The following is a 23,759-nucleotide window of genomic DNA, read 5'->3' as shown; positions in this document are numbered from 1 at the left end:
CCATGGTGCGGATCGGCGTGACCGGCCACATGAACATCACCGACGTCACCGCTACCGCGGTCTACACCGCCGTGCGCACCCTGCTCGCCGAGCACGAGCCCGGTGAGCTGGTCGGCGTCAGCTGTATCGCACGCGGAGCCGACAGCGTCTTCGCCCGCGCCGTGCTCGACTCCGGCGCGCGGTTGGAAGTCGTTCTGCCGTCACGGAACTACCGATCCGCGAAGGTGAAGCCTGACCACGCCGCCGAGTTCGACGACCTCACCACGCGGGCCACCGCCATCCGGGTGATGGACTTCGAGGATGCGGGCCGCGAAGCGTACGAAGCCGCGAACGAAGCCGTGCTCGGCACCGTGGACCGGCTCGTCGCGGTCTGGGACGGGGACACCGGGCAGGCGGGCGGCACCGGATCGGTCGTCGCGCTCGCTCGCGAGCGTGGAGTCCCGGTCGACGTGGTGTGGCCCGCCGGTGCAGACCGCGCGTGATCAACCCTGCTCGCGAAGCACCTTCTTGTCGATCTTCCCCACCGCCGTAACCGGCAACCTGTCCGCCTGCCGGAGCACATCCGGCAACTTGTAGGTAGCGAGCCCCCGCTCGGTGAGAAAGCTCTTGACCTCGGTCAAAGTTGGCATAGAGCCCGTAACGACCAGAACGGCGCACACCTTCTCCCCGAGCACCGCATCCGGCAGCCCGACGGCGGCCGCGTGCCGAACCCCGGGGTAGGCCAGCAGATGCTCCTCGAGTTCGTCGCAGGAGACATTCTCACCGCCGCGATTGATCACATCCTTGATCCGCCCGGAGACGATCAGATGCCCGCTCGGCAACCGCCGCACCAGATCCCCGCTGCGGTAGAAGCCGTCGGGCGTGAATGCGCGGGCATTGTGCTCGGGCGCGCGGTAGTAGCCATTGATGGTGTACGGCCCGCGGGTGAGCAGCTCGCCCTCGGCCCCCGGCTCGACATCGGCACCGTTCTCGTCCACCACGCGCAGCTCGTCGGCGGGGGACATGGGCCTGCCCTGGGTGGTGCAGATCAACTCGGTGGAGTCGTCCAGCCGGGTGTAGTTGATCAGCCCCTCGGCCATGCCGAAGACCTGCTGCAGGGTGCAGCCGAGCGCGGGGGTGACCTCGCGCGCGTTCACGTCGGCGAGCCGGGCCCCGCCGACCTGGAGCAGCCGCAGCGAACTCAGGTCGGCCTCCTCCCACTCCACGGCGGCGGTCCAGAGCTGGGCCAGCGGCGGGACCAGCGCGGTCACCGTCACCCGGTGCTTCTCGATCACGGCGAAGGCGCTCTCGGGGCTGGGGTCGGTGACGAAGGTGAAGGCGGCGCCGACGGTGACCGCGCCGAGGATGCCGGGGCAGGCGAGCGGGAAGTTGTGCGCGGCGGGCAGCGTCGCCAGATACACATCCGCGGCGGTGAGCCGGGTGATCTCGGCGCCGGCGGCGGCGTTGTAGGCGTAGTCGTCGTGCGTGCGGGCGATCAGCTTCGGCAGGCCGGTGGTGCCGCCGGAGACCAGCATGAGCGCGATGTCCGCGGGGTCGATCGCGGGCAGCTCACCCGCGGGCTCGCGCGGGATCTCGGTCAGCGGCGTGAACTCGCCGGGAGAGCCGAGGACCAGCACGTGCCGCAGGCTCGGCACGGCGGGCCGCAGCTCGGCGGCGAGCGCGCGGTAGTCGAAATCGCCCACCTCGTCGGCGATCACGTACGCCACCGCGCCGGCGAGGTTCGCCAGATGCTCGATCTCGGCGCGCCGATGCGCGGGCAGCGTGAGCACCGGGATGATGCCCGCGCGCAGCAGCCCGAAGAGCACCGTCGCGAACTCGGGGACGTTCGGCAGCTGCACCACCACGCGGTCGCCGGGGGCGATGCCGAGCGCGAGCAGGCCGTGCGCCATCCGCTCGGCCGCGGCGTCCAGCTCGGCGTAGCTCCACGGGCCGGACTCGGTCAGCACGGCCGGGGCGGCGGGGGTTCGGCGGGCGGCGTCGGTGAGCAGGTCGCCGAGGGCGCGCCCGGCCCAGTACCCAGCCGCCCGGTACTCGGCCGCGGCCGGAGCCGGGAAGGGGACGTAACCGTCACGATGGGCGGACGTGGATGTCGAAGTCACGATTCCTCACAGCTGACGAGCGGGTATAGGTTAGGCAACCCTATCTCAGCCCGGATCGACGACTGGGCCGAACCGTGGACTCGCGGCGTGGGACGTTGGCACGCGGATCGCCGACCAGACCGGGCAGACCTGCGTCGTCGCCGGTGCCAACGTACCGATTACTCCGTACCGGGACCGCCGATCCTGACGCGCAACGTGCCGTCGGGGTCGGCGACCGCCTGATACACCGGTACCGCCAGGTCGCTGCCGGTGCTCTCGGTGCCGGTACAGAGGTCGTAGGTGTAGCCGTGCAGCGGGCACACGACGACGCCGTCGTCGATGAGCCCGTCCGCCAGCGGCCCGCCGCGGTGCGGGCACACCGCGGCGAGCGCCCGCAGGCTTCCGTCGCGCGGCCGGAACACCGCGACCTGCGTGCCGTCGACCGCGAACGCGCGGCCCTCGCCGATCGGGATATCGTCGATCCTGCCCACGGTGAACTCGGTCATCGGATCGGCACCTGCGGCAGCTCGACCAGCGGCAGCGAGGGGCGGAACTGCCCCGGTGTGGCCGGGCTCCGGCCGTCTTGCCACGGATCCCGATAGGCGTCGACGGATTTCTGCATATTCGCGTCGAGTTGCTCGACGATGCCATCGGCGTCCTCGAGCACCACGGCGCGAATCCGATCGATGCCGATCCGGGGGACCCACGCGTAGGTGCGCTCCAGCCAGCCGGCGTTCTCGCGGTAGTACTGCAGGAACCGGCCGGTCACGGTCATCACCTCGGCCGCGGAGCCGACGGTGGCGAGCAGGTCGCCCTTGCGCACGTGGGCACCGGCCGCGCCGCCGACGTAGATCTCCCACCGGCCATCGCCGATCGCGACGACGCCGAGATCCTTGCAGAGCGCCTCCGCGCAGTTGCGCGGGCACCCGGTGACGGCCAGTTTCATCTTCGCCGGCGCGGCCAACCCCTGGTAGCGCTCCTCGATCGCGATCCCGAGCGCGGTGGAGTCGCCGAGGCCGTAGCGGCAGAAGTCGGTACCGACACAGGTTTTCACCGTTCGGAAGCTCTTGCCGTAGGCGTAGCCCGATGGCATGTCGAGGTCGGCCCAGACCGCGGGGAGATCCTCCTTCCGCACGCCGAGCAGGTCGATCCGTTGCCCGCCGGTGAGCTTGATCAGCGGGATCGCGTACTTGTCGGCCACGTCGGCGATCCGCCGGAGCTGCCCGGAATCGGTCACACCGCCCTTCATCTGCGGGACGACCGAGAAGGTGCCGTCGCGTTGGATATTGGCGTGGACGCGATCGTTGATGAAGCGGGCGTCGCGCTCGTCGACGAATTCGGTGCCCCACATCATGTTCAACAGCGAGGCCAGCGCCATCTTCGAGCCTGCGTCCTCCCTGCCATCCGGGGCGAGCGCGGCGAACACCGAGGACACCGAGTGCAGCCGCAGCTCCTTGATCTTGCGCATCAGTTCGGGTTTGCCGTAGGGGACGCCGGGCACGTACCACGAGGTCGCGGGGTCCTCCTCGACCGCGCCGTCGGCGGCCCATTCGACGATCTGGGTCACCAGTTGCTTGCACGAGCCGCAGCCCTTGCCCGCCCTGGTCGCGTTCATGACTCCGGCGACGGTCTTCACCCCGTCCGCCACGCAGCCGACCAGGGTGCCCTTGCTCACCCCGTTGCAATTGCAGACCTGCGCGTCGTCCGCGAGTTCGGCGGCGCCGACCTCGACATCGGGGGTGCCGAGGTCGAACATCAGCGACACCCGCTCCTCGGGCAGCGGCAGCCCCCGATCGAAGGCCTGCATGAGGAACGACACCTTGCTGACATCGCCGAGCAGGGTGGCGCCGACCAGCTTGCCGTCCCGGATGATCACCGTCTTGTAGACCCCGTGCCTCGGCTCGGAGTACTGCACGAATTCGTCGTCGTCGTGTTGCGGGGCCTTGAGCCCCATCGCCGCGACGTCGACGCCCGCGACCTTGAGCTTCGTCGCGACGCGCGATCCGTGGTAGGCGGTCTGCTCGCCGTTCCCGGTGAGGTGGGTGGCGAGCACCGTCGCCTGCTCCCACAGCGGCGCCACCAGCCCGTACACCTGGCCGCGGTGCTGCGCGCACTCGCCGACGACGTAGACGTTGTCGTCGTCCACGCTGCGCATCTGGTCGTCGACGACGATCGCGCGCTCGGTGGTCAGCCCGGCCCGGCGGGCGAGATCGACATTCGGGCGGATGCCTGCGGAGATCACCAGCATGTCGCAGTCGAGCGTGCCGCCGTCCGCGAACTCGACGCCGCACAGCCGCCCGTCGTCGCCGGTGCGCACGCGGACCGTGGTCTTCTCGACGTGCACCCCGATGCCGATCCGCTCCAGGGACCGCCGCAGGATCTTTCCCGCGGTGCTGTCCAGCTGCGCGTCCATCAGCGTCGGCCGGGAGTGCACCACGTCGACGGCGAGTCCACGGCTCTGCAGGCCGCGGGCCGCCTCCAGGCCGAGCAGCCCGCCGCCGACGACGACCGCGCGTGTGCGCTCGCCCGCGGCGGCGATCATCGCCGCGCAGTCCTCGATGGTGCGGAACCCGAATACGCCGTCGGTCAGCGTGCTGTCGTTCGCCCACAGCCCCTCCATCGGCGGGAAGAACGACCGGCTCCCGGTGGCGAGGACGAGTTTGTCGTACCGGATGCGGGTGCCGTCATCGGCCCACACCAGCCGGGCGAAGGTATCGATCCGGACCACCCGGACCCCCGCGCGCAGGTCGATTCCGTTGGCGTCGTACCAGTCGAGGGGGTTCAGGTAGATCTCGTCGGTGCTGTCGCTCCCGGCCAGCACGTTCGACAGCAGGATCCGGTTGTAGTTGCCGTAGGGTTCGGCCCCGAAAATCGTGATGTCGAAGAGATTCGCGCCGTCGCGGGCCAGGATTTCTTCGACCGCGCGGGCGCCCGCCATACCGTTGCCGACCACGACGAGCCTGGCCTTGGTGGTCGCGGCGGCGCCGTTGCGGGCGGGGGCGGTGTCGTGCTCGAGGACTGTCATCGTCTGCTCCTCCTCGTCCCGGCCGGTCAGACTTCGACCAGGCCGAGGTCGACCACGACTGTGCCGGTGCATCCCTCGGGCGCGGCGAGGAAGAGCTCGAGCACGGTATCGCCGAGCAGATCCTCCACCACCCGCAGCGCCACGTGGACGGCGTCCTTCGCGCCGATCGGGAAGTAGCGCATCGCGGCGCCGTCGCGCATGAGGACCACCGCGACCATCTCGTCGCTGGAATTGCCGCCGCGGAAGTACACCGGCTGGGTTGTCGCGCCCGCGGGCACGGTGTAGCGCAGCGCGGCGTCGAGGGGGACGGGTTGTTCGAGTCCCTTCCCCGTGAAGGCGCAGACGCCTTGCAGGAAACGGGGGGTGCTGCCATCGGTCATCGGCTCTGCTCCTTCTCGGGAATCGGCGAGGACGGCTGTGCGCGCTCGACGGCGACGGCGCACACCTTGAACTCCGGCATGCGCGAGTGCGGGTCGAGCACGGGATTGGTGAGCAAATTGGCGCAGCCCCGGCCACCCCAGTGGAACGGCACGAACACCGTGTCGGGGCGGATCGCCGGGTCGATCCTGGCGGCCATCACCGCTTCGCCGCGGCGGGTTCGGAGCAGCACCTGATCGCCGTCGGCGACGCCGATCCGGCGGGCGAGCTGCTCGTGCAACTCCACGTGCGGTGCGGGCTCGGCCGCCGCGAGGGCGCCGACCCGGCGGGTCTGGGTGCCGGACTGGTACTGCCGCAGCAACCTGCCGGTCGTCAGGTAGTACGGGTATCGGGTGTCCGGCGGCTCGGCCGCGTCGCCCTGTTCGGTGACGTGGAATCGCGCCCGGCGGTCCGGGGTCGGGAAATCCTCGGTGAACATCCGGGGAGTACCCGGATGCCGGCTCGACGGGCAGGGCCAGAACACGCCGTCCCCGGCGCGGATCCGGGCGTAGCCGATTCCCGAGTAGTCGGCCTTGCCGCCTTTGCTCGCCCGCCCCAGCTCGGCGAAGACCACCTCCGGATCGTCGGAGAATCCGGGCTTGCCGAGCCGGAGCGCGACGTCGCTGATCGCCTGGAGATCGGTCCGCACGCCCGGCGGCGGTGCGGTCGCGGCGCTGCGCAGCACGACCCGCCCCTCCAGGTTGGTCATCGTTCCGGTTTCCTCGGCCCACTGCGCGGCGGGCAGCACCACGTCGGCCAGCTCCGCGGTCTCGGAGCGGAAGATGTCGGAGACCACCAGGAAATCCAGCCGCCGCAGCTGCGCGGCGACGTGGCCCGCGTTCGGCGCGGAGACCGCCACGTTCGAGCCGAGTACCCACATCGCCCGCACGCCGCCGGGGGTGGCGATCCGATCCAGCATCTCGTACGCGGAGACGCCGGGCAGCGGCAGCTCGCCGGGGTCGACGTCCCACACCGCGGCCACGTGCGCGCGCGCGACCGGGTCGTCGAGGCGGCGGTAGCCGGGGAGCTGGTCGGCCTTGAGGCCGTGCTCACGTCCGCCCTGGCCGTTGCCCTGCCCGGTCACCGTCGCGAACCCCGAGTACGGCCGGCCGGGCAAGCCGAGCGCCAGCGCCAGATTGATGAACGCCGACACCGTGTCGGTACCGGTCCGATGCTGCTCCGCGCCGCGCGCGGTCAAGATCATCGCGCGCCGCGCGGTGCCGAGTAGGTGCGCCGCCTCCACGACGGCGCTCTCCGGGACGCCGGTGATCCGCTCCACCCGGTCCGGCCAGTACAGCCGGACCGCCCGCCGGACCGCGTCGAAGCCGGTAGTCCGCGCGGCGATGTACGCCTCGTCGATGAGGCCGTGCCGGACTGCCACGTGCAGCATCCCGTTCGCCAGCGCCAGATCGGTCCCTGGGACCGGCTGCAGGTGCAGATCCGCCTTGGCGGCGGTGGCCGTCCGGCGCGGATCGATCACCACGCGCCGCGCGCCGCGCTCGGCGGCGGCGTCGAAGAACTGCATGGCCGGGGGCAGGGTGTCGCCGGGGTTGCTGCCGACCAGCAGGATCGCATCGGTCTCGGCGATGTCGGCCAGGGGAAACGGCATACCCCGGTCGATTCCGAAGGCCCGGTTCCCGGCGACCGCCGCGGACGACATGCAGAAGCGTCCGTTGTAGTCGATCGCCGAACTGCCCAGCGCGACGCGCGCGAATTTGCCCAGCTGGTAAGCCTTCTCGTTGGTGAGCCCACCGCCGCCGAAGCAGCCGACGGCGTCGCGGCCGTGCCGCCCCTGCGCCGCGCCGAACGCGCTGACCATTCTGCTCAGCGCCTCGTCCCAGGTGCCGGGCCGCAGCGGCAGATCCCGGCGGTCCCGGACCAGGGGCGTGGTCAATCGATCGGGGTGCGACAGCAGCTCCGCGGCGGTCCAGCCCTTGGCGCAGAGCCCACCGCGGTTCGACGGGAAGTCGGAGCGGGGTTCGACCTCGAACTTCCCCTCGCGCTGCCGCAGGACCATTCCGCACTGCAGCGAGCAGTACGGGCAGTGGGTCCGGGTTGTGGACGATTGCGTCATATCTTCACCCTCGGCAGCCGGCGGCACGCGCGAACGCGCTCCGCGGTTCCGGCGACGGTGCGGGGGCGCGGTCTCACCACGCTAGCCAGCAGGTATTTCCTCGATGTTGCGGTGACAATTCGCGGCCACGTACTCCGATGTCACACTCCGCGCGGTGGTCCCGTCTTCCCGGTACAGCCCGCCGGCGAACGGCGGGCCATCGGGAAGGAACCGCCATGACCGCTCGGATCGACCTCTTCGGCAACGCCGTCGCCGGCAGCTTCGTGAAGCGCCTCACCACCGCCTCGCGGGCCTACGAGAACGCGCTGCCCGCCGCCACCCAGGAGCTGGTGAAGCTGCGGGCCAGCCAGATCAACGGCTGCGGTATGTGCACCGACATGCACTTCAAGGACGCCATCGCCGCGGGCGAGGATCCGGTGCGGCTGAACCTGGTCGCCGCCTGGAAGGAGGCGACGCTCTTCACCGAGCCGGAGCGGGCCGCGCTCGCGCTCACCGAGGAGGCCACCCGGATCGCCGACGGCGGCGGTGTGAGCGACGACACCTGGCAGCAGGTGCGCAAGCACTACGACGACGATCAGACCGCCGCGCTGATCGCCTGCATCGCCACCATCAATGCCTGGAACAGGGTCAATGTGATCGCCGGCACCCCGGCCGGGGGCTACGTGGCGGGCCAGTTCGGATGACCGAGCTGTTACAGTTTGTTCCATGCAGCGCGATTACTGGTTTAGCAGGCCGGCCCCGGGTGGGCCGGCGTGCGTGGACCGCGCGCGCTGATTCACCACCCGGAGCCGGTACCGACCGGCTCGACGGGGTTTCGCTTCGTGGGCCGGCCTGAGAAAGGAACCCACGAATGACAACCGCCGCCCACGTCGATCCCCAACACGCCGACCTGGACGACCAGCGCACCCTCGCGGTCAGCCCGCTGCGCTCGCCCGCCGAGGTGCGCCGCGTGCACCGGATCACCGACGGGCTCGCCGACACCGTCCGCCGCGGCCGCAGGGCCACCGTCGACGTGCTGAACGGCACCGACGACCGCCTCATGGTGATCGTCGGGCCGTGCTCGGTGCACGACCCGGTCGCCGCGCTGGAGTACGCCCGCAAATTGGCCGCCAAGGCCGCCGAGCTGGACGACCGGCTGCACGTGGTCATGCGCGTCTACTTCGAGAAGCCGCGCACCACGCTGGGCTGGAAGGGGCTGATCAACGATCCGCACCTGGACGGGTCGTTCGACGTCAACACCGGGCTCGGCATCGGCCGCAAGGTGCTGGTCGACATCACCGCGCTCGGGCTGCCGGTGGCGTGCGAGTTCCTCGACCCGATCACCCCGCAGTACATCGCGGACCTGGTCTCCTACGGCGCCATCGGGGCGCGTACCGCGGCCAGCCAGGTGCACCGGCAGCTGAGCAGTGCGCTGTCGATGCCGGTCGGGATCAAGAACGGGACCGACGGGGATGTGCAGGTCGCGGTGGACGGGGTCAGGGCCGCGGGGGCCAGCCACGTCTTCCCCGGCACCGATCTGGACGGGCGCTCGGCGCTCATCCGGACCATCGGGAACCCGGACTGCCACGTCATCCTGCGCGGCGGGAGCAATGGGACGAACTACGACGCGGCCTCCGTCGCCGAGGCCTGCATCCGGCTGGAGAAGGCGGGGCTGCCGCAGCGCGTCGTGGTCGATGCCAGCCACGGCAACAGCAACAAGGACCACAATCGGCAGGTCGACGTGGTCTCCGACATCGCCGAGCGGCTGGCCGCCGGTGAGCCCGGCGTGGTCGGGATGATGCTGGAGAGCTTCCTGGTCGCCGGGCGGCAGGATCTCGCGCTCGGGCGCGCGGACGAGCTGACCTACGGGCAGTCCATCACCGATGCCTGCCTCGACTGGGAGACCACCGCCGCGCAGCTCGACCGGCTCGCGGCCGCGGTCGCCGCGCGACGCGGGCGCTGAGGTTCGGATGCCGGGGTGCGGTCGCACCCCGGCTCGGACCCGGGGAGGTCAGGTGTCGGACGGCCAGCCGTCCGCGGGGCCGGGCGGGTCGGTGGCCAGGCGCCCGCCCAGCCAGCAATCCCGCCGGACTCCCCGCTGCACCGCCCCCAACCGCTGCGTCCCCTCGAAGCGAAACCCGTTCCGCCGCACCACCGCGGCCGAGGCTCGGTTCCCGACGTACGCCAGCCATCCGATCCGCGTCAGCTCGAACTCGGCGAACCCGAACGCGCACACCAACCCCACGGCCCGCGACATGAGCCCGCCCCCGCGCTCCCCGGCAGCCAGCCAGAACCCGATCTCGGCGCCCCCGAAACCCCTGTCGTGCAACCCGATACTCCCGATCAGCGGCCCGTCGCCGGACCGCCGGACCGCCCAGACCGGCGAGCCCCCGGCCCACCCGCCGGCGACCATCTCGGCGAGGTAGAACTCCGCATCGGCCCGCCCGTAGGGGACCGGAATCGTCACCCACTCGGCAATCGCGGGATCCTGGCAGTGCGTGACGATGGCGTCGATATCCCCGGCCCGCGGCCGGGTGAGCACAACGGCCCCGTCGGAGAGGATGCGTTCGTCCATGCCGCATGGTGACACGGCCGGAGACACCGGATCATCCCCTTTTCGGACCTGTCAGCGGGCCGGGAACCCGCGCTCCGTAGAATCGTGCGCGATGGTCGCCGCCTACCTCGCCGAACTCTTCGAGTCGCACCGCCCCCGCCTGCTCGGCCTCGGCTACCGGCTCACCGGCAGCACCCGCGCCGCCGAGGACGCGCTCCAGGAGTGCCTGCTCCGCCTCAATGGCGTGCACCAATCCGAGATCGACGACTTCGGCGCGTGGCTCACCGCCACCGTCGCCCGCATCTGCGCCGACCACCTCGTCACCGCCGGGCGCGGCGCCCCCGCGACCGAGCGGCTCCCCGACCCCCTGGTCACCCCGTTGGTCCCGAATGGCGGCGGCGAGTGGGTGGACATTGCCAGGAACCGGGCGAATCGCCTCGCCACCCTGGTCGCCCTGGCCGCGCTGACCCCCGCGCAGCGCCTCGCCGCGGTCCTGCCCGAGCTCCCCGCCGACGAGCTCGCGACCTGGCTCGACCTGGACACCGCCGCCGCGGCACAGGCCGCCGCCATCGGCAGGGCCGCGGCCGCTGCGCTGCCCGGCCCCACCGCCGAACCCGCGCACGAGGCCGCGGTCCGCCGCCTGCTCACCGCGCTGCGCGCCCGGGCGCGGGCGGTGGTCTGCGAAGGTGGCGAATCCGCCTGTGGCACAGGAGAAGTAGCGGACAATCTGCACGCGAACGCGCAGGCTCTCATGGCGACCCCGGACGGCCCGGTGGTTACCGAGGGGGCCGAGCGGGTCGCCACCCGCCTGCTCGCGCTCGCCGCGGAGAACGGCATCGGCTGCCCGGACGCCGACCCGGCCGACGGGTACGAATTCGCCTCGGTCAACGGCGAACTGGGACTCCTGCTGCGCGGCCCGCGGCGGAATCGAGTGCTGGCCTTCGTGGTGCGCGACGACGCGGTCTGGCGCGTCTTCGACCTCGCCGCGCCGAACTCCGGCTGGAGCTGACCCGGCCGGGGCGCAATGTGAATTATCGATATTCGCTATCATGCCGCAACGAAAAGAGCAGGGATAGGCTTCCGGCATGACCGCCACCGTCGCCCGCCTCCGCCCGTTCGCGGCCACGATCTTCGCCGAGATGACCGAGCTGGCCGTCCGGCACGACGCGGTCAACCTGGGGCAGGGCTTCCCGGACAGCGACGGCCCGGCGGGCATGCTCGCGGTGGCGCGGGAGGCGATCGCGGGCGGGTTCAACCAGTACCCGCCCGGCCGCGGGGTGCCCGCGCTGCGCCGGGCGATCGCCGCCGAGCGGGCGAGCCGCACCGGCGCCGAGTACGACCCGGAGACCGAGATCCTGGTGACCGTCGGCGCCACCGAGGCGATCGCCGCGGCGCTGCTCGGGCTGGTCGAGCCGGGCAGCGAGGTGGTGCTCATCGAGCCGTACTACGACTCCTACGCCGCCGCGGTCGCGCTGGCGGGGGCGCATCGCCGCACCGCCAGGCTGATTCCCGACGGTGACGGCTTCGCGCTCGACCTGGACAGTCTGCGCCGGGCGGTCACCCCGGCCACCCGGATGCTGGTGGTGAACTCGCCGCACAACCCCACCGGCGCGGTGCTCAGCCGCGCCGACCTCGCGGTGATCGCCGAGCTCGCCCGCGAGCACGACCTGCTCGTCCTCGCCGACGAGGTGTACGAGCACCTGGTGTACGACGGGGGCGAGCACGTCAGCGTGGCCTCGCTACCCGGCATGGCCGAGCGCACCGTCGTGGTCTCCAGCGCGGCCAAGACCTTCAGCGTCACCGGCTGGAAGATCGGCTGGGCGCTCGGCCCGCGGCGGCTCATCGACGGCGTGCTCGCGGCCAAGCAGTTCCTCACCTTCGTCGGCGGCGGCCCGTTCCAGCCCGCGGTGGCGCACGCGCTGGAGCACGAGCGCGGCTGGGCGGTCGAGCTGAACGCCACGTTGGCGGCTCGCAGGACCCGGCTCGCCGCGGCGCTCGCCGACACCGGGTTCGCCGTGAAGCGGAGTGCCGGAGGGTATTTCGTCTGCGCCGACGTCACCCCGTTCGGCACCGCGGACGGCCTCGCCTTCTGCCGCGAGCTGCCCGCGAAGCTCGGCGTCGCCGCGGTGCCGGTAAGCGTCTTCGCCGACGACACCGCAACCTGGAACCACCTCGTCCGGTTCACCTTCTGCAAACGGGACGAGACGCTGGACGAGGGGGTCCGGCGGCTGCGCGCGGGCGTCGGGAAACGCTGACGCTCCCTGTCAGGGTTCTGCGGGAGGCTCGTCGCATGACGACGACCAGGTTCTACACCGCCACCAGCCTCGACGGCTATATCGCCGACCCGGAGAACAGCCTGGAGTGGCTCTTCGCGGTCCCCGGCGCGAGCACCGCGGAGGCGGACACCGCCGAGCTGATCGGGAAGACCGGTGCCATGTGCATGGGGGCAACCACCTACGAGTGGATGCTCGCGCACGACGAGCCGGGGCAGTGGGAGCAGGTCTACGGCAAGCGGCCGTGCTGGATCTTCACGCACCGCGACCTGCCGGGGCTCCCCGGCGCGACCCTGCACTTCGTCGCCGATGACGTGCGCGCCGTGCACGCCGAGATGGTGGCGGCCGCCGGAGGGCGGGATATCTGGGTGATCGGCGGCGGCGACCTCGCCGGGCAGTTCGCCGATGCCGGGCTGCTGGACGAGGTGGTGGCTGCGGTCGCGCCGGTCACGCTCGGCGGGGGCGCGCCGCTGCTGCCGCGGCGGCTGCTCAGCGACCGGCTCACGCTCACCGGGGTGCGGCAGATCGAGCAGTTCGCCGTGCTCACCTACCGCGTGGGCTAGGCGGGGACGGGTTTGGCGCGGTCGGTGGCGAGCAGCACCGCGATCGCGCCGAGCATCGTTCCCATGACCCAGCGCTGTGCGCGCAGCCAGAGCGGCCGTCCGGCCAGGAACGCGGCGATCCCGCCCGCGCCCAGCACGATCAGCCCGTTCACCGTGAGCGCCACCCCGATCTGCACCGCGCCGAGTGTCAGGCTCTGCGCCCACACCCGCCCCGCGCCGGGCTCCACGAACTGCGGGATCAGCGCCATGTACATGATGGCGATCTTGGGGTTCAGCAGGTTGGTCAGCAGCCCCATGGTGAAGAGGCGGCGCGCCGGGTCGGCGGGCAGCGCGCTCGGCGCGAACACCGAGGCCCCGCCCGGCCGCACCGCCTGCCACGCCAGCCACAGCAGGTACAGCGCCCCCGCCACCTTGATCCCCAGGTACAGCCCCGGGACCACCGCGAACACCGCCGTGATCCCCGCCGTCGCCGCCGCCAGGTACACCCCGAACCCGGCCGCCACCCCGCCCAGCGAGATCAGCCCGGCCACCCGCCCCTGCGCCACCGTCCTGGACACCAGGTACATCATGTTCGGGCCGGGGGTGAGCACCATACCGAGTGCCGCCAGCGCCACCCCGGCCGCCGCCGTCGTCGTCACCATGTCTCGATCGTGGCGCGGGCGCACGGTGTTGTCGCGGGCCAGTGGGCGACCGCTGGACGGGTCTCAGGCCGGGCGCAGAAAGACCTTGGTCGGGTTGTCGGGGTTCTGCTCCCCGGCGAATCGGGCTTCGGCGTCGACCACGGCGCCGCCGTCCAGGCCGCGGAACAGCTCCGCGCTCGGCGTGGGGGATACCGCCTGCCGGGGCTCGGTGCCGCGCAGGAACACGTAGTAGGTGTCGACGCCGGTATCCGAACCGACCGGGCGCAGCCCCTGCCAGCAGTACTCCGCCGGGAGCCCGATGGCCTGGTTCATCGCGGGCAGCGCGGTGGCCGAGGTCACGACGGCCATGCGATCCCAGCCGCCCGCGGCCCAGCCCGCCGTTGTGGTCAGCTCGCGCAGCGAGTGCGTGCCGGGCGCCTTCGCCGTCGTCTCGACGGCCCTGCGCAGTGCGGCGTTGTCGCCCAGCGAGCTTCCTGTCGCTCGGAGGTCGAAGGTGCCTGTGTCGCAGCTGGCTTCGTTGGCGGCGGGCGGGCTGGAACAGGACGTTGCCGCCGCCGTCGCGATGACGGCGACGAGCAGGAGCGGGAGTCGCGGGTTCATCCGTTGCTTCCTTCGGGAAGGGGGATATCGAGCCGGGGAGCGGCGCCGGTCCGGTCGAGCGCGACCCTGTCGCTCCACTCGATCTGGCCGGTGTCGTCGAGCACGATGGCGTCGCCTGCTCGGATCCGATCCGTGATCAAACCCTGGAGCTGGTCGGGCGTCGCGTCGGGGTTGTCGAGCGCGATCTGCCTCCCGATCGAATTGTTGTAGAGATCCATGGCCTCGCGGGTGGGTGCCGCGGCACCGAGTTCTTCGTGCGCGGTGGCATAGCGCTGGGTCCAGTCCTCGCCGTAGCGCTGGGTCATCAGGGCGTTCCAGTACATGTGCCGGAAAGCGTCGCCGTGACCATCGGACTGTCCGTGCTCGGGGAGCACCTCCCGGGCCGTCGACTCGGCCTCGGCTTTGATCTCGAAGAAGTCGGAGATATCGCGAACCGCGAGCGGGCCGGAGGCGCCGAGGCGGGAGGAGAGCAGCGCGATCTCGTCGGGTGTCATCAAGATGGGTTGGAAATCCGGGTTGAGGGCGCGAATTCGCTCCAGCATTACGCCGGAGGGCCAGAGCGTCGCCGGACCGTCCGAAGGGGCGGTCTGGAATCGCCGCAGAATGTCCGCGAGCTCCGGGTCGCTCGGCATCCGGGTCACCCCGGAGCTGACCTCCGCCGGCAGATTCTCCAGCTCCCGCTTGATCTTCTCGGCGCCCTCCAGGTCGATCTGCTGGATCGCGGTGAGCGCAGTTCTGATTCGGCCGGTCAGGAACAGTTCGTAGGCCTCCTTTTCGGCCAGCCCGGTCGCGCCGAACTTCAGGAGGACCTCGGTATTCGACATACGGGAGTCGACTGCGCCGTCGTCCCAGACGAAGAAGTCGAAGTTCGACGCCTCCGCCTCCGCCTTCACCGTGCGCAGCGTCTCGATGAACCCGGACATCTCCGCCAGCTGAGTGAATATCTGCTGCTGGATCTCGGTGAAGACCTGCGCGGTGCGCCGGGCGTGGTCACGATCCTGCGCGGAGCGGGTGCGTACGGCCTCGGCCGTGTCGCCCTTGAAGTAGTCGTACGAGGAGTCGACCGCCGACGCCGATTGCTGCGTCTCCTCGTCGAGCTTGTCCGCCGCGTCCGCGAAGGCTCGCGCCATGGCGATGGTCGTGCTCGGATTCCAGGACAGGACCAGCGGAACCGTGATCGGCGTCGTGTAACTGCCACCACTCATCGCGGCCGCGCCTGCCGCAACTCGGCCGCCGACGCGTCCTCCTGCCGGACGAAGGCCGCGACCGCCTGCTCGGTCCGATCAGCGAAGTCACGGAGCCGCGTGACGTGGTAGTTCACCACCTCGTCCAACGCGGGCGCGAGCTGATCGGTGACGTCGGCGATCTGTGACTCCCGCATGGTCTCGACCGCGACCAGCCCGCGCGCCAGCGGGATCACCGTCGCGGTCGCATCCGCGTGCTGCCTGACCTTGGCGATGAGCGCGCGCGTCTCCTCGACCTTCAGATCGGGATCACCCATGATTTCCCCCCTCGGGCATCTGCCGCTGTGACGATACCGCCACGAAGCGCACCGCGGAGTTGCTGGGACAATGGGGGCAACCAATGGGCAAGGAGGGGCTGTGACCGACGGTCCGCTGATTGTGCAGAGCGACAAGACGCTGCTGCTCGAGGTCGACCACGAGTCGGCCGACGCCGCGCGGATGGCGATCGCGCCGTTCGCGGAGCTGGAGCGCGCGCCGGAGCACGTGCACACCTACCGCATCACCCCGCTGGCGCTGTGGAACGCGCGGGCGGCGGGGCACGATGCCGAGCAGGTGGTGGACGCGCTGGTGCGGTTCTCCCGGTACGCGGTGCCGCAGCCGCTGCTGGTGGACATCGTCGACACCATGGCCAGGTACGGGCGGTTGCAGCTGGTGAAGCACCCGGCGCACGGGCTGACCCTGCTGAGCAGGGATCGCGCGGTGCTGGAGGAGGTGCTGCGGCACAAGAAGCTGGCGCCGATGCTCGGCACCAGGATCGATGACGACACCGTGCAGGTGCACCCGTCCGAGCGCGGGCGGATCAAGCAGATGCTGCTGAAGATCGGCTGGCCCGCGGAGGACCTGGCCGGGTACGTGGACGGCGAGGCGCACCCGATCGAGCTGGACACCGCCACCAACTCCTGGCACCTGCGCGACTACCAGGAGATGGCGGCCGACTCGTTCTGGGCGGGCGGCTCCGGCGTGGTGGTGCTGCCCTGCGGCGCGGGCAAGACCATGGTGGGCGCGGCGGCCATGGCGCGGGCGAAGGCGACGACGCTGATCCTGGTCACCAATACCGTGGCGGGCAGGCAGTGGCGCCGCGAGCTGCTGGCGCGCACCAGCCTCACCGAGGACGAGATCGGCGAGTACTCGGGGGAGCGCAAGGAGATCCGCCCGGTCACCATCGCGACGTACCAGGTGATCACCCGGCGCAGCAGGGGCGAGTACCGGCACCTGGAACTCTTCGACAGCAGGGACTGGGGGCTGGTGATCTACGACGAGGTGCACCTGCTGCCCGCGCCGGTCTTCCGGATGACCGCCGACCTGCAGTCCCGGCGCAGGCTCGGGCTGACCGCGACCTTGGTGCGCGAGGACGGCCGCGAGGGCGACGTCTTCTCGCTGATCGGCCCGAAGCGCTACGACGCGCCGTGGAAGGACATCGAGGCGCAGGGCTGGATCGCGCCCGCGGACTGCGTCGAGGTGCGGGTGACGCTCACCGACGCCGAGCGCATGGCCTACGCGGTGGCCGAGCCGGAGGAGCGCTACAAGCTCTGCTCGACCGCGCGCACGAAGGTCGCGGTGGTGCGCTCGATCCTGGCCAAGCACGCCGAATCCCAGTGCCTGGTGATCGGGGCCTACCTGGACCAGCTGGACGAGCTCGGCGCGGAGCTGGACGCGCCGGTCATCCAGGGCGCCACCAAGACCAAGGAGCGGGAGGCGCTCTTCGACGCGTTCCGGCGCGGCGAGATCCCGGTGCTGGTGGTGAGCAAGGTCGCCAACTTCTCCATCGATCTGCCGGAAGCCTCGGTGGCGGTGCAGGTCTCGGGCACCTTCGGCTCCAGGCAGGAGGAGGCGCAGCGGCTCGGCAGGCTGCTGCGGCCCAAGCGGGACGGCGGCCAGGCGCACTTCTACTCGGTGGTCGCGCGCGACACGCTCGACGCCGAGTACGCCGCGCACCGCCAGCGTTTCCTGGCCGAACAGGGGTATGCCTACCGCATCACCGACGCGGACGACCTGCTCGGCCCGGCGATCGGTGACCAGGGCCAATAAGTGGAGGCACGTCCTCCGATAGCTGTGCTAGGAATGAGACGTGCGACGCTTCGAATTCGCGGTTGACCACCGGCACGCGCACGCGGTGAACGAAGTCGTCGCCGAGCTACGCAGGCGGCGCCTGCTCGCCGCGATCGCCGCCGTGCTCGCCGGTGCCGCCACGGCCTGGCTGGTGTGGCTGAACCACCCCTGGTCGTACCTGCTCGCGGTGGCGTTCGCGCTCGGTTTCGTGGTCGCGCTGTGGGTGGTGCTGTGGAGTGCGCGGCTCGGCACCGTGGACCGGCTGTACGAGGGCGAGCTGGTGCCCGCCGTGGTCTCTGCGACGGTGAAGTCGGGGCTGGTGTTGCTGGCGCTGGTGAACGTCGCCGGGCCGGACGCGCCGGGCCCGCGCTACGCCCTGGTCACCCGTAGGGTGCGGGCGCTACCAGGGCACCGGGCCGCCGAGGGCGAGCGGGTTCCGGCCATCGCGGTGCGCACCGACGGCGCGCCGCGTCAGGTGGGGCAGCGCTGGTCCATCGTGAGCGTCATGCCGATCGCCTGGGGCACCGGCGACGAGGCCGTGCTCGAGCGCGCCCGCGACGCCATCGGCGAGGCCGAGTGGCGGCTGCTCACGGACAATCTGGACCTCGCGGCCAAGGTGCGAAGCAGCACCTTCAAGCGGCTGCTCCTCGACCCGCAGCAGCTGCCGGACGAGCTCGGCGCCTGACCCGGAAATCGCCCGCCGCCGCAGCCCGGCGGCGCGCAGGTGGCGCTGGTCCTGGTCGGCCCGCGCGCTGAACCGCGTAGGCTCGGCGACATCACGGCGGGCGGAGGAGGGGTATGCGGTCGACGGGCGCGGCACTGCTACTGGTGGCGCTGTGTGCGCTGGTCACGGCCGGTCCGGCGGCCGCGCAGCCGGACCCCTTCGCGGGCGCGCCCGGCCTCGGCGACCCGTACTACCCGCTGGACGGCAACGGCGGCTACGACGCGGCGCACTACGACGTGCGGATCGGCTACGACCCGCCGAGCCGCGTCCTGGACGGCACCACCACCATCGACGCCACCGCCACCCAGCCGCTGCGCGCCTTCCACCTGGACTACACCGGCCCGCCGGTACGCATGGTGACGGTGAACGGCCTGCCCGCCGCCTTCCGGAGCCAGGACGAGCAGGAGCTGGTGATCACCCCGCTGCTCCCGCTGCTGCCCGGGCTGCCCTTCCGGGTGATCGTCGACTACGGCGGCCCCATGCCGGACACCGGGGGCGAGGGCTGGACCTTCGCCCCCTCCGGCGGCGCCTTCGCCGCGGGCGAGCCGCACTCGGCGCGCACCTGGTACCCGCTCAACGACACCCCGCTGGACAAGGCCACCTTCACCCTGCGCGCCACCGTCCCGGCCGAATGGCAGGTGATGGGCAACGGCGTGCGCACCAGGGACGAGGTGATCGCCGGGCAGCGCCACGTGGACTGGGAGAATCGCCACCCCACCATCGGCTACCTGACCACCGTCGCCGTCGACCGCTTCGAATTCCTGGAGCAGACCGCCGCCGACGGCACCCCGATCCTGAGCGGCTTCGCCCCCGGCGCGGTGCGGCACCGGGAGCTGGAGCAGCGGCTCCCGGAGATCCTCGGCTTCTCCGCCGATCTCTTCGGCCCCTACCCGTTCGAGGCGGCCGGCGGCATCTACCTCGACACCGAGCTGCCCTTCTCGCTGGAGACCCAGACCAGGCCGACCTACGCCGAGTGGGTCGACCTGAACACCGTGGTGCACGAGATCGCGCACCAGTGGTGGGGCGATTCGGTCTCGATCCGCTCCTGGGCCGATATCTGCCTGAACGAGTGCTTCGCCTCCTACACCGCCGACTACCTGTGGCCGGAGCGCGTCGACGGCGCCGACGTGGACGCCGAGTACCGCGACACCGTGCGGCGGTTCAGGGACGTGCCGCGCTTCTGGCAGATCCCGCTCGGAAACCCCGGCGCCGGTGCCGAGTTCACCTCGGTCTACTACCGCGGGCCGCTGTTCCTGCACGCCCTGCGGCGCACCGTCGGCGACGAGGTCTTCTTCGCCGCGCTGCGCGACTTCCAGGCGGAGTACGCGGGGGGCAATGCCGCCATGGCGGACTGGCGGTCGTTCGTGCAGCGCCGCACCCCGGTCCCGCTGGACGGCTTCTTCGACGCCTGGCTCGGCGGCGAGACCCCGCCGCCGGACGAATACCTCTTCCCGGGCAGCCTGCGCGGCTAGGGCCGGTCCTGGCCGGGCAGCGCGCGCCGCGCCGTCTCCACCCGGCGGCGGGCCCGCTCGGTTTCGGTCTCGGCCGCGCGCAGGGTTTCCCGCGCCGCCCGCTCCGCGGTGCGGGCGAAGCGGTGCCGCTCCTCGGCGGCGGCGAGCTCCGCGCGCAGCTCCTCGATGCGGGCGGCATTGTCGCGCAGCGTTTCCGCCGCCGCCGTCGCGGCTTTTTCGGCCGAATCGCGCTCGGATTCCGCGGTGCCGAGCTCCGCCTCGGCCGCGGCGATCCGGCGCTCGATCTCGCGGCGGCGTTCGGCGGCCGCCTCCGCCCGCCGCTGCTTCGCGGAATCGCGCTGCGGGGCCTTCTTCGCCGGGGCGGGCGGTTTCGGGGCGGCGACGACGGCGAGCTCCGGCCCCGCGGGGCCGAAGCCGTCGTAGCTGGTGGCACTGGCGAGGGTGCCGAGGCGGACTTTTTCCGCCACCTCCGGATCGGCCAGTGCCGCCGTCAGGGAGTTGCCGACCTCCCGGAGCACCGCATCGCCGACCGGTCTGCCCTGCTCGGCGGCGAGCTCGGCGGCCCGCTTGGCCAGGGCATTCACCACCTGCCCGCGCTGCGCGGTGAGCGCGCGCAGCCGCGGTCCGGAGAGCTCGCGCTGGGCCGTGCGCAGCGCATCTCCGAGCGCGAGCAATGCGCCGACCTCTTCCGATGCCGAGCGCGCCAGCAGATTCACCGCCCACGCGGCCACCGTCGGCCTGCGCAGCGCGCCGATCGCGGCGGCCAGCTCCCGCTCGCCCGCCGCCTTCGCGGTGGCCACCCGCTCGGCCCTGGCTGCCACGAATTCGCCGGGGGCGAGACCGTACAGCTCGACGGCGACGTCGCTGAGGCTCATACTTCTCGAGCGTAACGACCGGATTTCCCGGCTCGACACGATTCACGAATTGCTCGACCGCTCGACCTGAGCTCTGCGGAAGGTATGCCCTGTGGAAACCCCTTACTCGTCCCTGATGCTGCTCGGGCAGCTCCTCCCGAACATTCTCCGCAGTACCGCGCTGGTGCTCTGGGCCCTGGTCTGACCTCCGCACCCACGTTCGATATCGGCCGGAGATGTCGTTAATGCGCGTCTCCGGCCCTGACGATAGTCTCTCCGAGTTCGCGATCAGCGCGAACATTCGGTGAGAGAGGTCCAATCCGTGAAGTTCCCTGCGACGAGGCGGTCGGCACGTGCCGCGCTCGCCCTCGTATCGGCGGCCGCGGCCGTGGTTGCCGTGGTCGGTTGTTCGTTCATCGAGGACGCGGGTAAGTCCGACACCGCCAAGGCGAAGGCCGGCGACTGCATCAACGTGATCGAGGGCTCGGCCGTCGACTCCAAGACGGAGCCGATCGACTGCTCCTCGGAGAAGGCCGTCTACCAGGTCGTGCAGACCTACGACACCAAGACCGAGTGCGCGGCCGACTACACCTCCTACGAGGAGACGCTCGGCGACAGCACCACGGCCTTCCTGTGCCTCGCGCCGAACTTCAAGGAGGGCAGCTGCTACGAGGACAGCATGCTCACCGGGTACAAGTACGCCGACTGTGCCGCCACCGAGGCCACCTTCAAGGTGGTGAAGCGGATCGACGGCCAGGTCGACGAGTTGCTGTGCGGCGAGGACGCCGACAAGTTCATCACCGTCGACGAGCCGAAGGTGACCTTCTGCCTCGGCTCGCCAACGGCGTAGCTCGCCGTCTTCTTCGCTACTCCAGGAGTGCCACCGACGCGATCCGGTGCAGCGTGAACTGCCGGACCGCGCCGGTCACCGGGTCCAGCGCGTCGAGCTGACCGTTGCCGACCTTCAGCGGCTCCACCACCCGCTGGGTGGCGACGCCGGCGGCGTCGACATAGCCGATATTCACCGAACGCCGCACTCGCGCGGCCAGCTGCAGCAGCGCGAGGGTGGCGGCGGTACTCGTCCTGGTGCCGTCGGTGCGCACCGAGCGCCCCGACCTGGCCCCCGCCGCGCGCTCCCCGGCCCTGAGCTCGGCCACCAGCTGTTCCAGCTGCGCGGTGCTCGGCGGGGTCGGGCGGTAGGCCTGCCGGACGGTGCTGCGCGCCGGGATGCGCGCGCCGCGCGGGCGCAGGTCGAGCACGGCGCCCGCGGAATCCTCGCCCGCGGGGGCGAAGCCCGCCGCCCGCAGCCGCTCCACCACCTCGCCGAGCGGGGCCTGCGCGATGGCCACGGTCGGCGCGATGCCGCGCAGCGCCAGCTCGGCCGCCACCGGCGCGGCCAATACCTGGGCGAGCAGCGCCGGATCGTCGCTGCGCAGGAAGGACTGCGCGATCCCCGCCCGTAGCCTGCCGTGCCTGCGCGCGACATCGTCGATGAGGTAGGTGAGCGCCTGCGGCACCGGGGTGCGCGAGTGCGTGCCGAAGAGCGCGTGCAGCTCGGCCGCGGTCAGCCCGGCGTCCAGCGCGCGCCGCACCGACGCCTCGCCGACCCGGTACACGGTGGCGGCGCCCGCCGACTCCACATCCGCGGTGAGCGCGATGCGCTGCTCCAGCTCGGGCAGCAGCGGGCCGGGCGCGACCACCGTCAGGTCGGCCTGCACCAGCACGTGGTCCACCGGCTCCGGCAGCGCGGCCGCCATCTCCGCCTCGGCGTCGCCATCGGCGCTGCCGTGCAGCAGCGCACGGCCCGCCGAGGTGAGCGCACCCCGGCCGATGACGCCGAGCGCGGTGGCCTCCGCCAGCGTGCGGGCGACCGCCTCCGGGCGGTACTGCCTGCGCCGCCGCGGCTCCCGCCAGGCCAGGATGCGGGAGATGTCGGCGGCCGGAATCGCGGTGCCGGGCGGGAATTCGGCGAGCAGCCCGAGGATGGCCCGCCGGTCGCGCACCGCGTGCGGGCTGCGCAGCTCCAGCGCGAGCGCGGGCAGCGGCTTGTCCGCGGCGTCCCGGCTGCCGATCAGCCACGGCATCCGGTCCAGCTGCAGCCAGGCCCTGGCCAGCACGGCCCAGCGCCGGGCGGGCGGCGCCTCGCCCCAGCCGTCGGCCTGCGGGGTCGGAGCCCAGAAGTCGTCGGTGGCGTCCAGGTCGGGCGCCGGGTCGGGCAGCCCCTTCTCCAGCAGCCTGGCCGCGGCGAGCACCTCCACCAGCAGCCCGGCCCGCGGCTCGTCCACCCCGGCCTGCTTGCACACCCGGCGCAGCTCGCGCACCCCGAGCCCGCCCGCCCGCAGCGCGGGGGCAGGCATCGCGCCGAGCGCGGCGAGCACGGCGGCGGCGTGCCGCAGGAACTCGCCGGCCTCGCCCGCGGCGGCGGCATTGGCCTCGGCCAGGGTGTACTGGGTGCGGGCAGGCTCCGGCTGGACCAGGACGTGCGGCCGGGTAACCGCCTCGTTGCGGAGCAACTGGCCGACGGTGAGCGGGATCTCGACGGTCTCGTCGTCCACCCGGTGCAGCAGCCCGGCCGCGAGCAGCCGGGGGACCGGGCGGGCCGGGTCGGCGCCGGGGCCCGCGTCCCTGGTGCGCCCGCGCGGGCCGGTGGTGGCGAGCTTCTCCAGCAGGGCGCGCTCCGCCTCGCCGAGCCGGGCCAGCGCCGCGGTGACCTCGGGCTCGGTGAGCTCGTCCGGGATCTCGGTCGCGCTGCCGATGGGCCAGGGCAGCCCGTCGGCGGTGGCGGGCACCAGGTGCAGCTCCTCGCCGTCGTCCCAGACCAGGGCGCGGTCGATGAGCCGGGCGAGCGCGGCGTCCAGCGCGGCGGCGCCGACCCGGTCGCGCAGCCGCTCCCGCAGGGCGCCGCGGGTGAGCGGGGTGCGGTCGCCGGGCGGGCGCTCGGTGCCGTGCCTGGCCAGCACCTCGACGATCGCGAACTCGAGGGTGTTCAGCTCCTCGGTGGCGCGCAGCACCGAGGCGCGCTGCTGCACTCTGGCGGCGAGCACCGTCATGGAGGACGGCAGCGGCACGGCCAGGTCCGGGCGCAGCTCCAGCAGCCCCACCAGCGAAGCATCGTCGGAGGCACTGAGCCAGCCGGTGAGCGAGTCGATCGTGGACATCCGATTCAGACTACGGGTGCGGCGGAGAGGTGTCCCCACTCCGCGGTCGCCGGG

At 71.9% G+C, this 23,759-nt stretch carries 22 protein-coding genes; 10 read left to right on the top strand and 12 right to left on the bottom strand.

Annotated features, from left to right (window positions below):
- Positions 1 to 2: 2 nt before the first annotated feature.
- The gene (locus NH2_RS02160) at positions 3 to 482 is read left to right on the top strand and encodes a hypothetical protein (protein WP_067647221.1); all 480 of its coding nucleotides are present in this window, start codon (positions 3 to 5) and stop codon (positions 480 to 482) included.
- Here NH2_RS02160 and NH2_RS02155 read toward each other — a convergent pair whose 3' ends face one another.
- The 5 genes from NH2_RS02155 to NH2_RS02135 all read right to left on the bottom strand — a co-directional run bounded on the left by NH2_RS02155 (position 483) and on the right by NH2_RS02135 (position 7,594).
- Positions 483 to 2,099, bottom strand: coding sequence for a (2,3-dihydroxybenzoyl)adenylate synthase (locus NH2_RS02155; RefSeq protein WP_067647218.1), 1,617 nt, complete (start codon positions 2,097 to 2,099; stop codon positions 483 to 485).
- A 158-nt stretch (positions 2,100 to 2,257) separates the two neighbouring features.
- Positions 2,258 to 2,584 carry a Rieske (2Fe-2S) protein gene (locus NH2_RS02150; RefSeq protein ID WP_067647215.1) on the bottom strand — a complete coding sequence of 109 codons (327 nt, stop codon included), beginning with the start codon at positions 2,582 to 2,584 and terminating at the stop codon, positions 2,258 to 2,260.
- Positions 2,581 to 5,016, bottom strand: coding sequence for a nitrite reductase large subunit NirB (nirB, locus tag NH2_RS02145; protein ID WP_067647677.1), 2,436 nt, complete (start codon positions 5,014 to 5,016; stop codon positions 2,581 to 2,583). The genes NH2_RS02150 and nirB overlap by 4 nt, the downstream gene beginning before the upstream one ends.
- A gap of 113 nt (positions 5,017 to 5,129) precedes the next feature.
- The gene (locus NH2_RS29140) at positions 5,130 to 5,483 is read right to left on the bottom strand and encodes a molybdopterin oxidoreductase (protein WP_067647213.1); all 354 of its coding nucleotides are present in this window, start codon (positions 5,481 to 5,483) and stop codon (positions 5,130 to 5,132) included.
- Positions 5,480 to 7,594 (bottom strand): molybdopterin oxidoreductase family protein, encoded by a 2,115-nt coding sequence (locus NH2_RS02135; RefSeq protein ID WP_067647210.1) that lies wholly within the window; start codon positions 7,592 to 7,594, stop codon positions 5,480 to 5,482. The genes NH2_RS29140 and NH2_RS02135 overlap by 4 nt, the downstream gene beginning before the upstream one ends.
- A gap of 215 nt (positions 7,595 to 7,809) precedes the next feature.
- On the opposite strand from NH2_RS02135, the gene NH2_RS02130 reads away from it, so the two are divergent.
- Together NH2_RS02130 and NH2_RS02125 are read left to right on the top strand one after the other, a co-directional pair.
- Complete coding sequence (locus tag NH2_RS02130; RefSeq protein WP_067647207.1) at positions 7,810 to 8,277, top strand: carboxymuconolactone decarboxylase family protein; 468 nt, start codon at positions 7,810 to 7,812, stop codon at positions 8,275 to 8,277.
- Positions 8,278 to 8,444: 167 nt separating this feature from the next.
- Complete coding sequence (locus NH2_RS02125) at positions 8,445 to 9,536, top strand: 3-deoxy-7-phosphoheptulonate synthase (protein ID WP_067647205.1); 1,092 nt, start codon at positions 8,445 to 8,447, stop codon at positions 9,534 to 9,536.
- Positions 9,537 to 9,584: 48 nt separating this feature from the next.
- Here the strand turns inward: NH2_RS02125 and NH2_RS02120 are convergent, their stop codons facing one another.
- Complete coding sequence (locus NH2_RS02120) at positions 9,585 to 10,148, bottom strand: GNAT family N-acetyltransferase (RefSeq protein WP_067647203.1); 564 nt, start codon at positions 10,146 to 10,148, stop codon at positions 9,585 to 9,587.
- 91 nt (positions 10,149 to 10,239) lie between these two features.
- Between NH2_RS02120 and NH2_RS02115 the strand changes: the two genes are divergently transcribed.
- From NH2_RS02115 to NH2_RS02105, 3 genes are all read left to right on the top strand, one after another.
- Positions 10,240 to 11,136: a sigma factor gene (locus tag NH2_RS02115; protein WP_067647200.1), complete on the top strand. Its 897-nt coding sequence runs from the start codon at positions 10,240 to 10,242 to the stop codon at positions 11,134 to 11,136.
- A 76-nt stretch (positions 11,137 to 11,212) separates the two neighbouring features.
- Positions 11,213 to 12,382: a pyridoxal phosphate-dependent aminotransferase gene (locus NH2_RS02110; protein ID WP_067647197.1), complete on the top strand. Its 1,170-nt coding sequence runs from the start codon at positions 11,213 to 11,215 to the stop codon at positions 12,380 to 12,382.
- 35 nt (positions 12,383 to 12,417) lie between these two features.
- Entirely contained in the window at positions 12,418 to 12,963 is a 546-nt protein-coding gene (locus NH2_RS02105; RefSeq protein ID WP_067647194.1) for a dihydrofolate reductase family protein, read from the top strand.
- On the opposite strand, the gene NH2_RS02100 is transcribed toward NH2_RS02105, so the two are convergent.
- The 4 genes from NH2_RS02100 to NH2_RS02085 form a co-directional block, all read right to left on the bottom strand.
- Positions 12,960 to 13,604, bottom strand: coding sequence for a LysE family translocator (locus tag NH2_RS02100; protein ID WP_067647191.1), 645 nt, complete (start codon positions 13,602 to 13,604; stop codon positions 12,960 to 12,962). The two genes, NH2_RS02105 and NH2_RS02100, sit on opposite strands and share 4 nt — an antisense overlap.
- 63 nt (positions 13,605 to 13,667) lie before the next feature.
- A complete protein-coding gene (locus NH2_RS02095; RefSeq protein ID WP_067647188.1) occupies positions 13,668 to 14,204 on the bottom strand; it encodes a hypothetical protein in 537 nt (178 codons plus the stop codon).
- Entirely contained in the window at positions 14,201 to 15,409 is a 1,209-nt protein-coding gene (locus NH2_RS02090; protein ID WP_067647185.1) for a DUF6973 domain-containing protein, read from the bottom strand. Before NH2_RS02090 ends, NH2_RS02095 begins: the two co-directional genes overlap by 4 nt.
- Entirely contained in the window at positions 15,406 to 15,705 is a 300-nt protein-coding gene (locus tag NH2_RS02085) for a hypothetical protein (RefSeq protein WP_067647182.1), read from the bottom strand. The genes NH2_RS02090 and NH2_RS02085 overlap by 4 nt, the downstream gene beginning before the upstream one ends.
- Positions 15,706 to 15,805: 100 nt before the next feature.
- Here NH2_RS02085 and NH2_RS02080 point away from each other — a divergent pair, with 100 nt between their 5' ends.
- From NH2_RS02080 to NH2_RS02070, 3 genes are all read left to right on the top strand, one after another.
- Positions 15,806 to 17,476, top strand: coding sequence for a DNA repair helicase XPB (locus tag NH2_RS02080; RefSeq protein WP_067647179.1), 1,671 nt, complete (start codon positions 15,806 to 15,808; stop codon positions 17,474 to 17,476).
- Between the two features lie 40 nt (positions 17,477 to 17,516).
- Positions 17,517 to 18,182 carry a DUF3239 domain-containing protein gene (locus NH2_RS02075; protein ID WP_174552784.1) on the top strand — a complete coding sequence of 222 codons (666 nt, stop codon included), beginning with the start codon at positions 17,517 to 17,519 and terminating at the stop codon, positions 18,180 to 18,182.
- A 113-nt stretch (positions 18,183 to 18,295) separates the two neighbouring features.
- The gene (locus NH2_RS02070; RefSeq protein WP_067647177.1) at positions 18,296 to 19,693 is read left to right on the top strand and encodes a M1 family metallopeptidase; all 1,398 of its coding nucleotides are present in this window, start codon (positions 18,296 to 18,298) and stop codon (positions 19,691 to 19,693) included.
- Here the strand turns inward: NH2_RS02070 and NH2_RS02065 are convergent.
- The gene (locus tag NH2_RS02065) at positions 19,690 to 20,568 is read right to left on the bottom strand and encodes a hypothetical protein (RefSeq protein WP_067647174.1); all 879 of its coding nucleotides are present in this window, start codon (positions 20,566 to 20,568) and stop codon (positions 19,690 to 19,692) included. The two genes, NH2_RS02070 and NH2_RS02065, sit on opposite strands and share 4 nt — an antisense overlap.
- A gap of 367 nt (positions 20,569 to 20,935) precedes the next feature.
- On the opposite strand from NH2_RS02065, the gene NH2_RS02060 reads away from it, so the two are divergent.
- On the top strand, positions 20,936 to 21,397 hold the full coding sequence (locus NH2_RS02060) for an LppU/SCO3897 family protein (protein ID WP_245650379.1): 462 nt from the start codon (positions 20,936 to 20,938) through the stop codon (positions 21,395 to 21,397).
- Between the two features lie 16 nt (positions 21,398 to 21,413).
- Here the strand turns inward: NH2_RS02060 and NH2_RS02055 are convergent, their stop codons facing one another.
- The gene (locus NH2_RS02055; protein ID WP_067647168.1) at positions 21,414 to 23,705 is read right to left on the bottom strand and encodes a helicase-associated domain-containing protein; all 2,292 of its coding nucleotides are present in this window, start codon (positions 23,703 to 23,705) and stop codon (positions 21,414 to 21,416) included.
- Positions 23,706 to 23,759 lie beyond the last annotated feature (54 nt).

Source organism: Nocardia harenae NBRC 108248, from assembly GCF_001612885.1.
GTDB classification, from domain to species: Bacteria; Actinomycetota; Actinomycetes; order Mycobacteriales; family Mycobacteriaceae; genus Nocardia; species Nocardia harenae.
This window is presented reverse-complemented; position numbering and strand designations above follow the sequence as displayed.

Bases quoted from the DNA above. Each gene is read 5' to 3' on its own strand.
- NH2_RS02160 (WP_067647221.1), top strand. From the start codon at position 3: ATGGTGCGGATCGGCGTGACCGGCCACATGAACATCACCGACGTCACC.
- NH2_RS02150 (WP_067647215.1), bottom strand. From the start codon at position 2,584: ATGACCGAGTTCACCGTGGGCAGGATCGACGATATCCCGATCGGCGAG.
- nirB (WP_067647677.1), bottom strand. From the start codon at position 5,016: ATGGCGGGCGCCCGCGCGGTCGAAGAAATCCTGGCCCGCGACGGCGCG.
- NH2_RS29140 (WP_067647213.1), bottom strand. From the start codon at position 5,483: ATGACCGATGGCAGCACCCCCCGTTTCCTGCAAGGCGTCTGCGCCTTC.
- NH2_RS02135 (WP_067647210.1), bottom strand. From the start codon at position 7,594: ATGACGCAATCGTCCACAACCCGGACCCACTGCCCGTACTGCTCGCTG.
- NH2_RS02130 (WP_067647207.1), top strand. From the start codon at position 7,810: ATGACCGCTCGGATCGACCTCTTCGGCAACGCCGTCGCCGGCAGCTTC.
- NH2_RS02125 (WP_067647205.1), top strand. From the start codon at position 8,445: ATGACAACCGCCGCCCACGTCGATCCCCAACACGCCGACCTGGACGAC.
- NH2_RS02120 (WP_067647203.1), bottom strand. From the start codon at position 10,148: ATGGACGAACGCATCCTCTCCGACGGGGCCGTTGTGCTCACCCGGCCG.
- NH2_RS02115 (WP_067647200.1), top strand. From the start codon at position 10,240: ATGGTCGCCGCCTACCTCGCCGAACTCTTCGAGTCGCACCGCCCCCGC.
- NH2_RS02110 (WP_067647197.1), top strand. From the start codon at position 11,213: ATGACCGCCACCGTCGCCCGCCTCCGCCCGTTCGCGGCCACGATCTTC.
- NH2_RS02105 (WP_067647194.1), top strand. From the start codon at position 12,418: ATGACGACGACCAGGTTCTACACCGCCACCAGCCTCGACGGCTATATC.
- NH2_RS02100 (WP_067647191.1), bottom strand. From the start codon at position 13,604: ATGGTGACGACGACGGCGGCGGCCGGGGTGGCGCTGGCGGCACTCGGT.
- NH2_RS02095 (WP_067647188.1), bottom strand. From the start codon at position 14,204: ATGAACCCGCGACTCCCGCTCCTGCTCGTCGCCGTCATCGCGACGGCG.
- NH2_RS02090 (WP_067647185.1), bottom strand. From the start codon at position 15,409: ATGAGTGGTGGCAGTTACACGACGCCGATCACGGTTCCGCTGGTCCTG.
- NH2_RS02085 (WP_067647182.1), bottom strand. From the start codon at position 15,705: ATGGGTGATCCCGATCTGAAGGTCGAGGAGACGCGCGCGCTCATCGCC.
- NH2_RS02070 (WP_067647177.1), top strand. From the start codon at position 18,296: ATGCGGTCGACGGGCGCGGCACTGCTACTGGTGGCGCTGTGTGCGCTG.
- NH2_RS02065 (WP_067647174.1), bottom strand. From the start codon at position 20,568: ATGAGCCTCAGCGACGTCGCCGTCGAGCTGTACGGTCTCGCCCCCGGC.
- NH2_RS02055 (WP_067647168.1), bottom strand. From the start codon at position 23,705: ATGTCCACGATCGACTCGCTCACCGGCTGGCTCAGTGCCTCCGACGAT.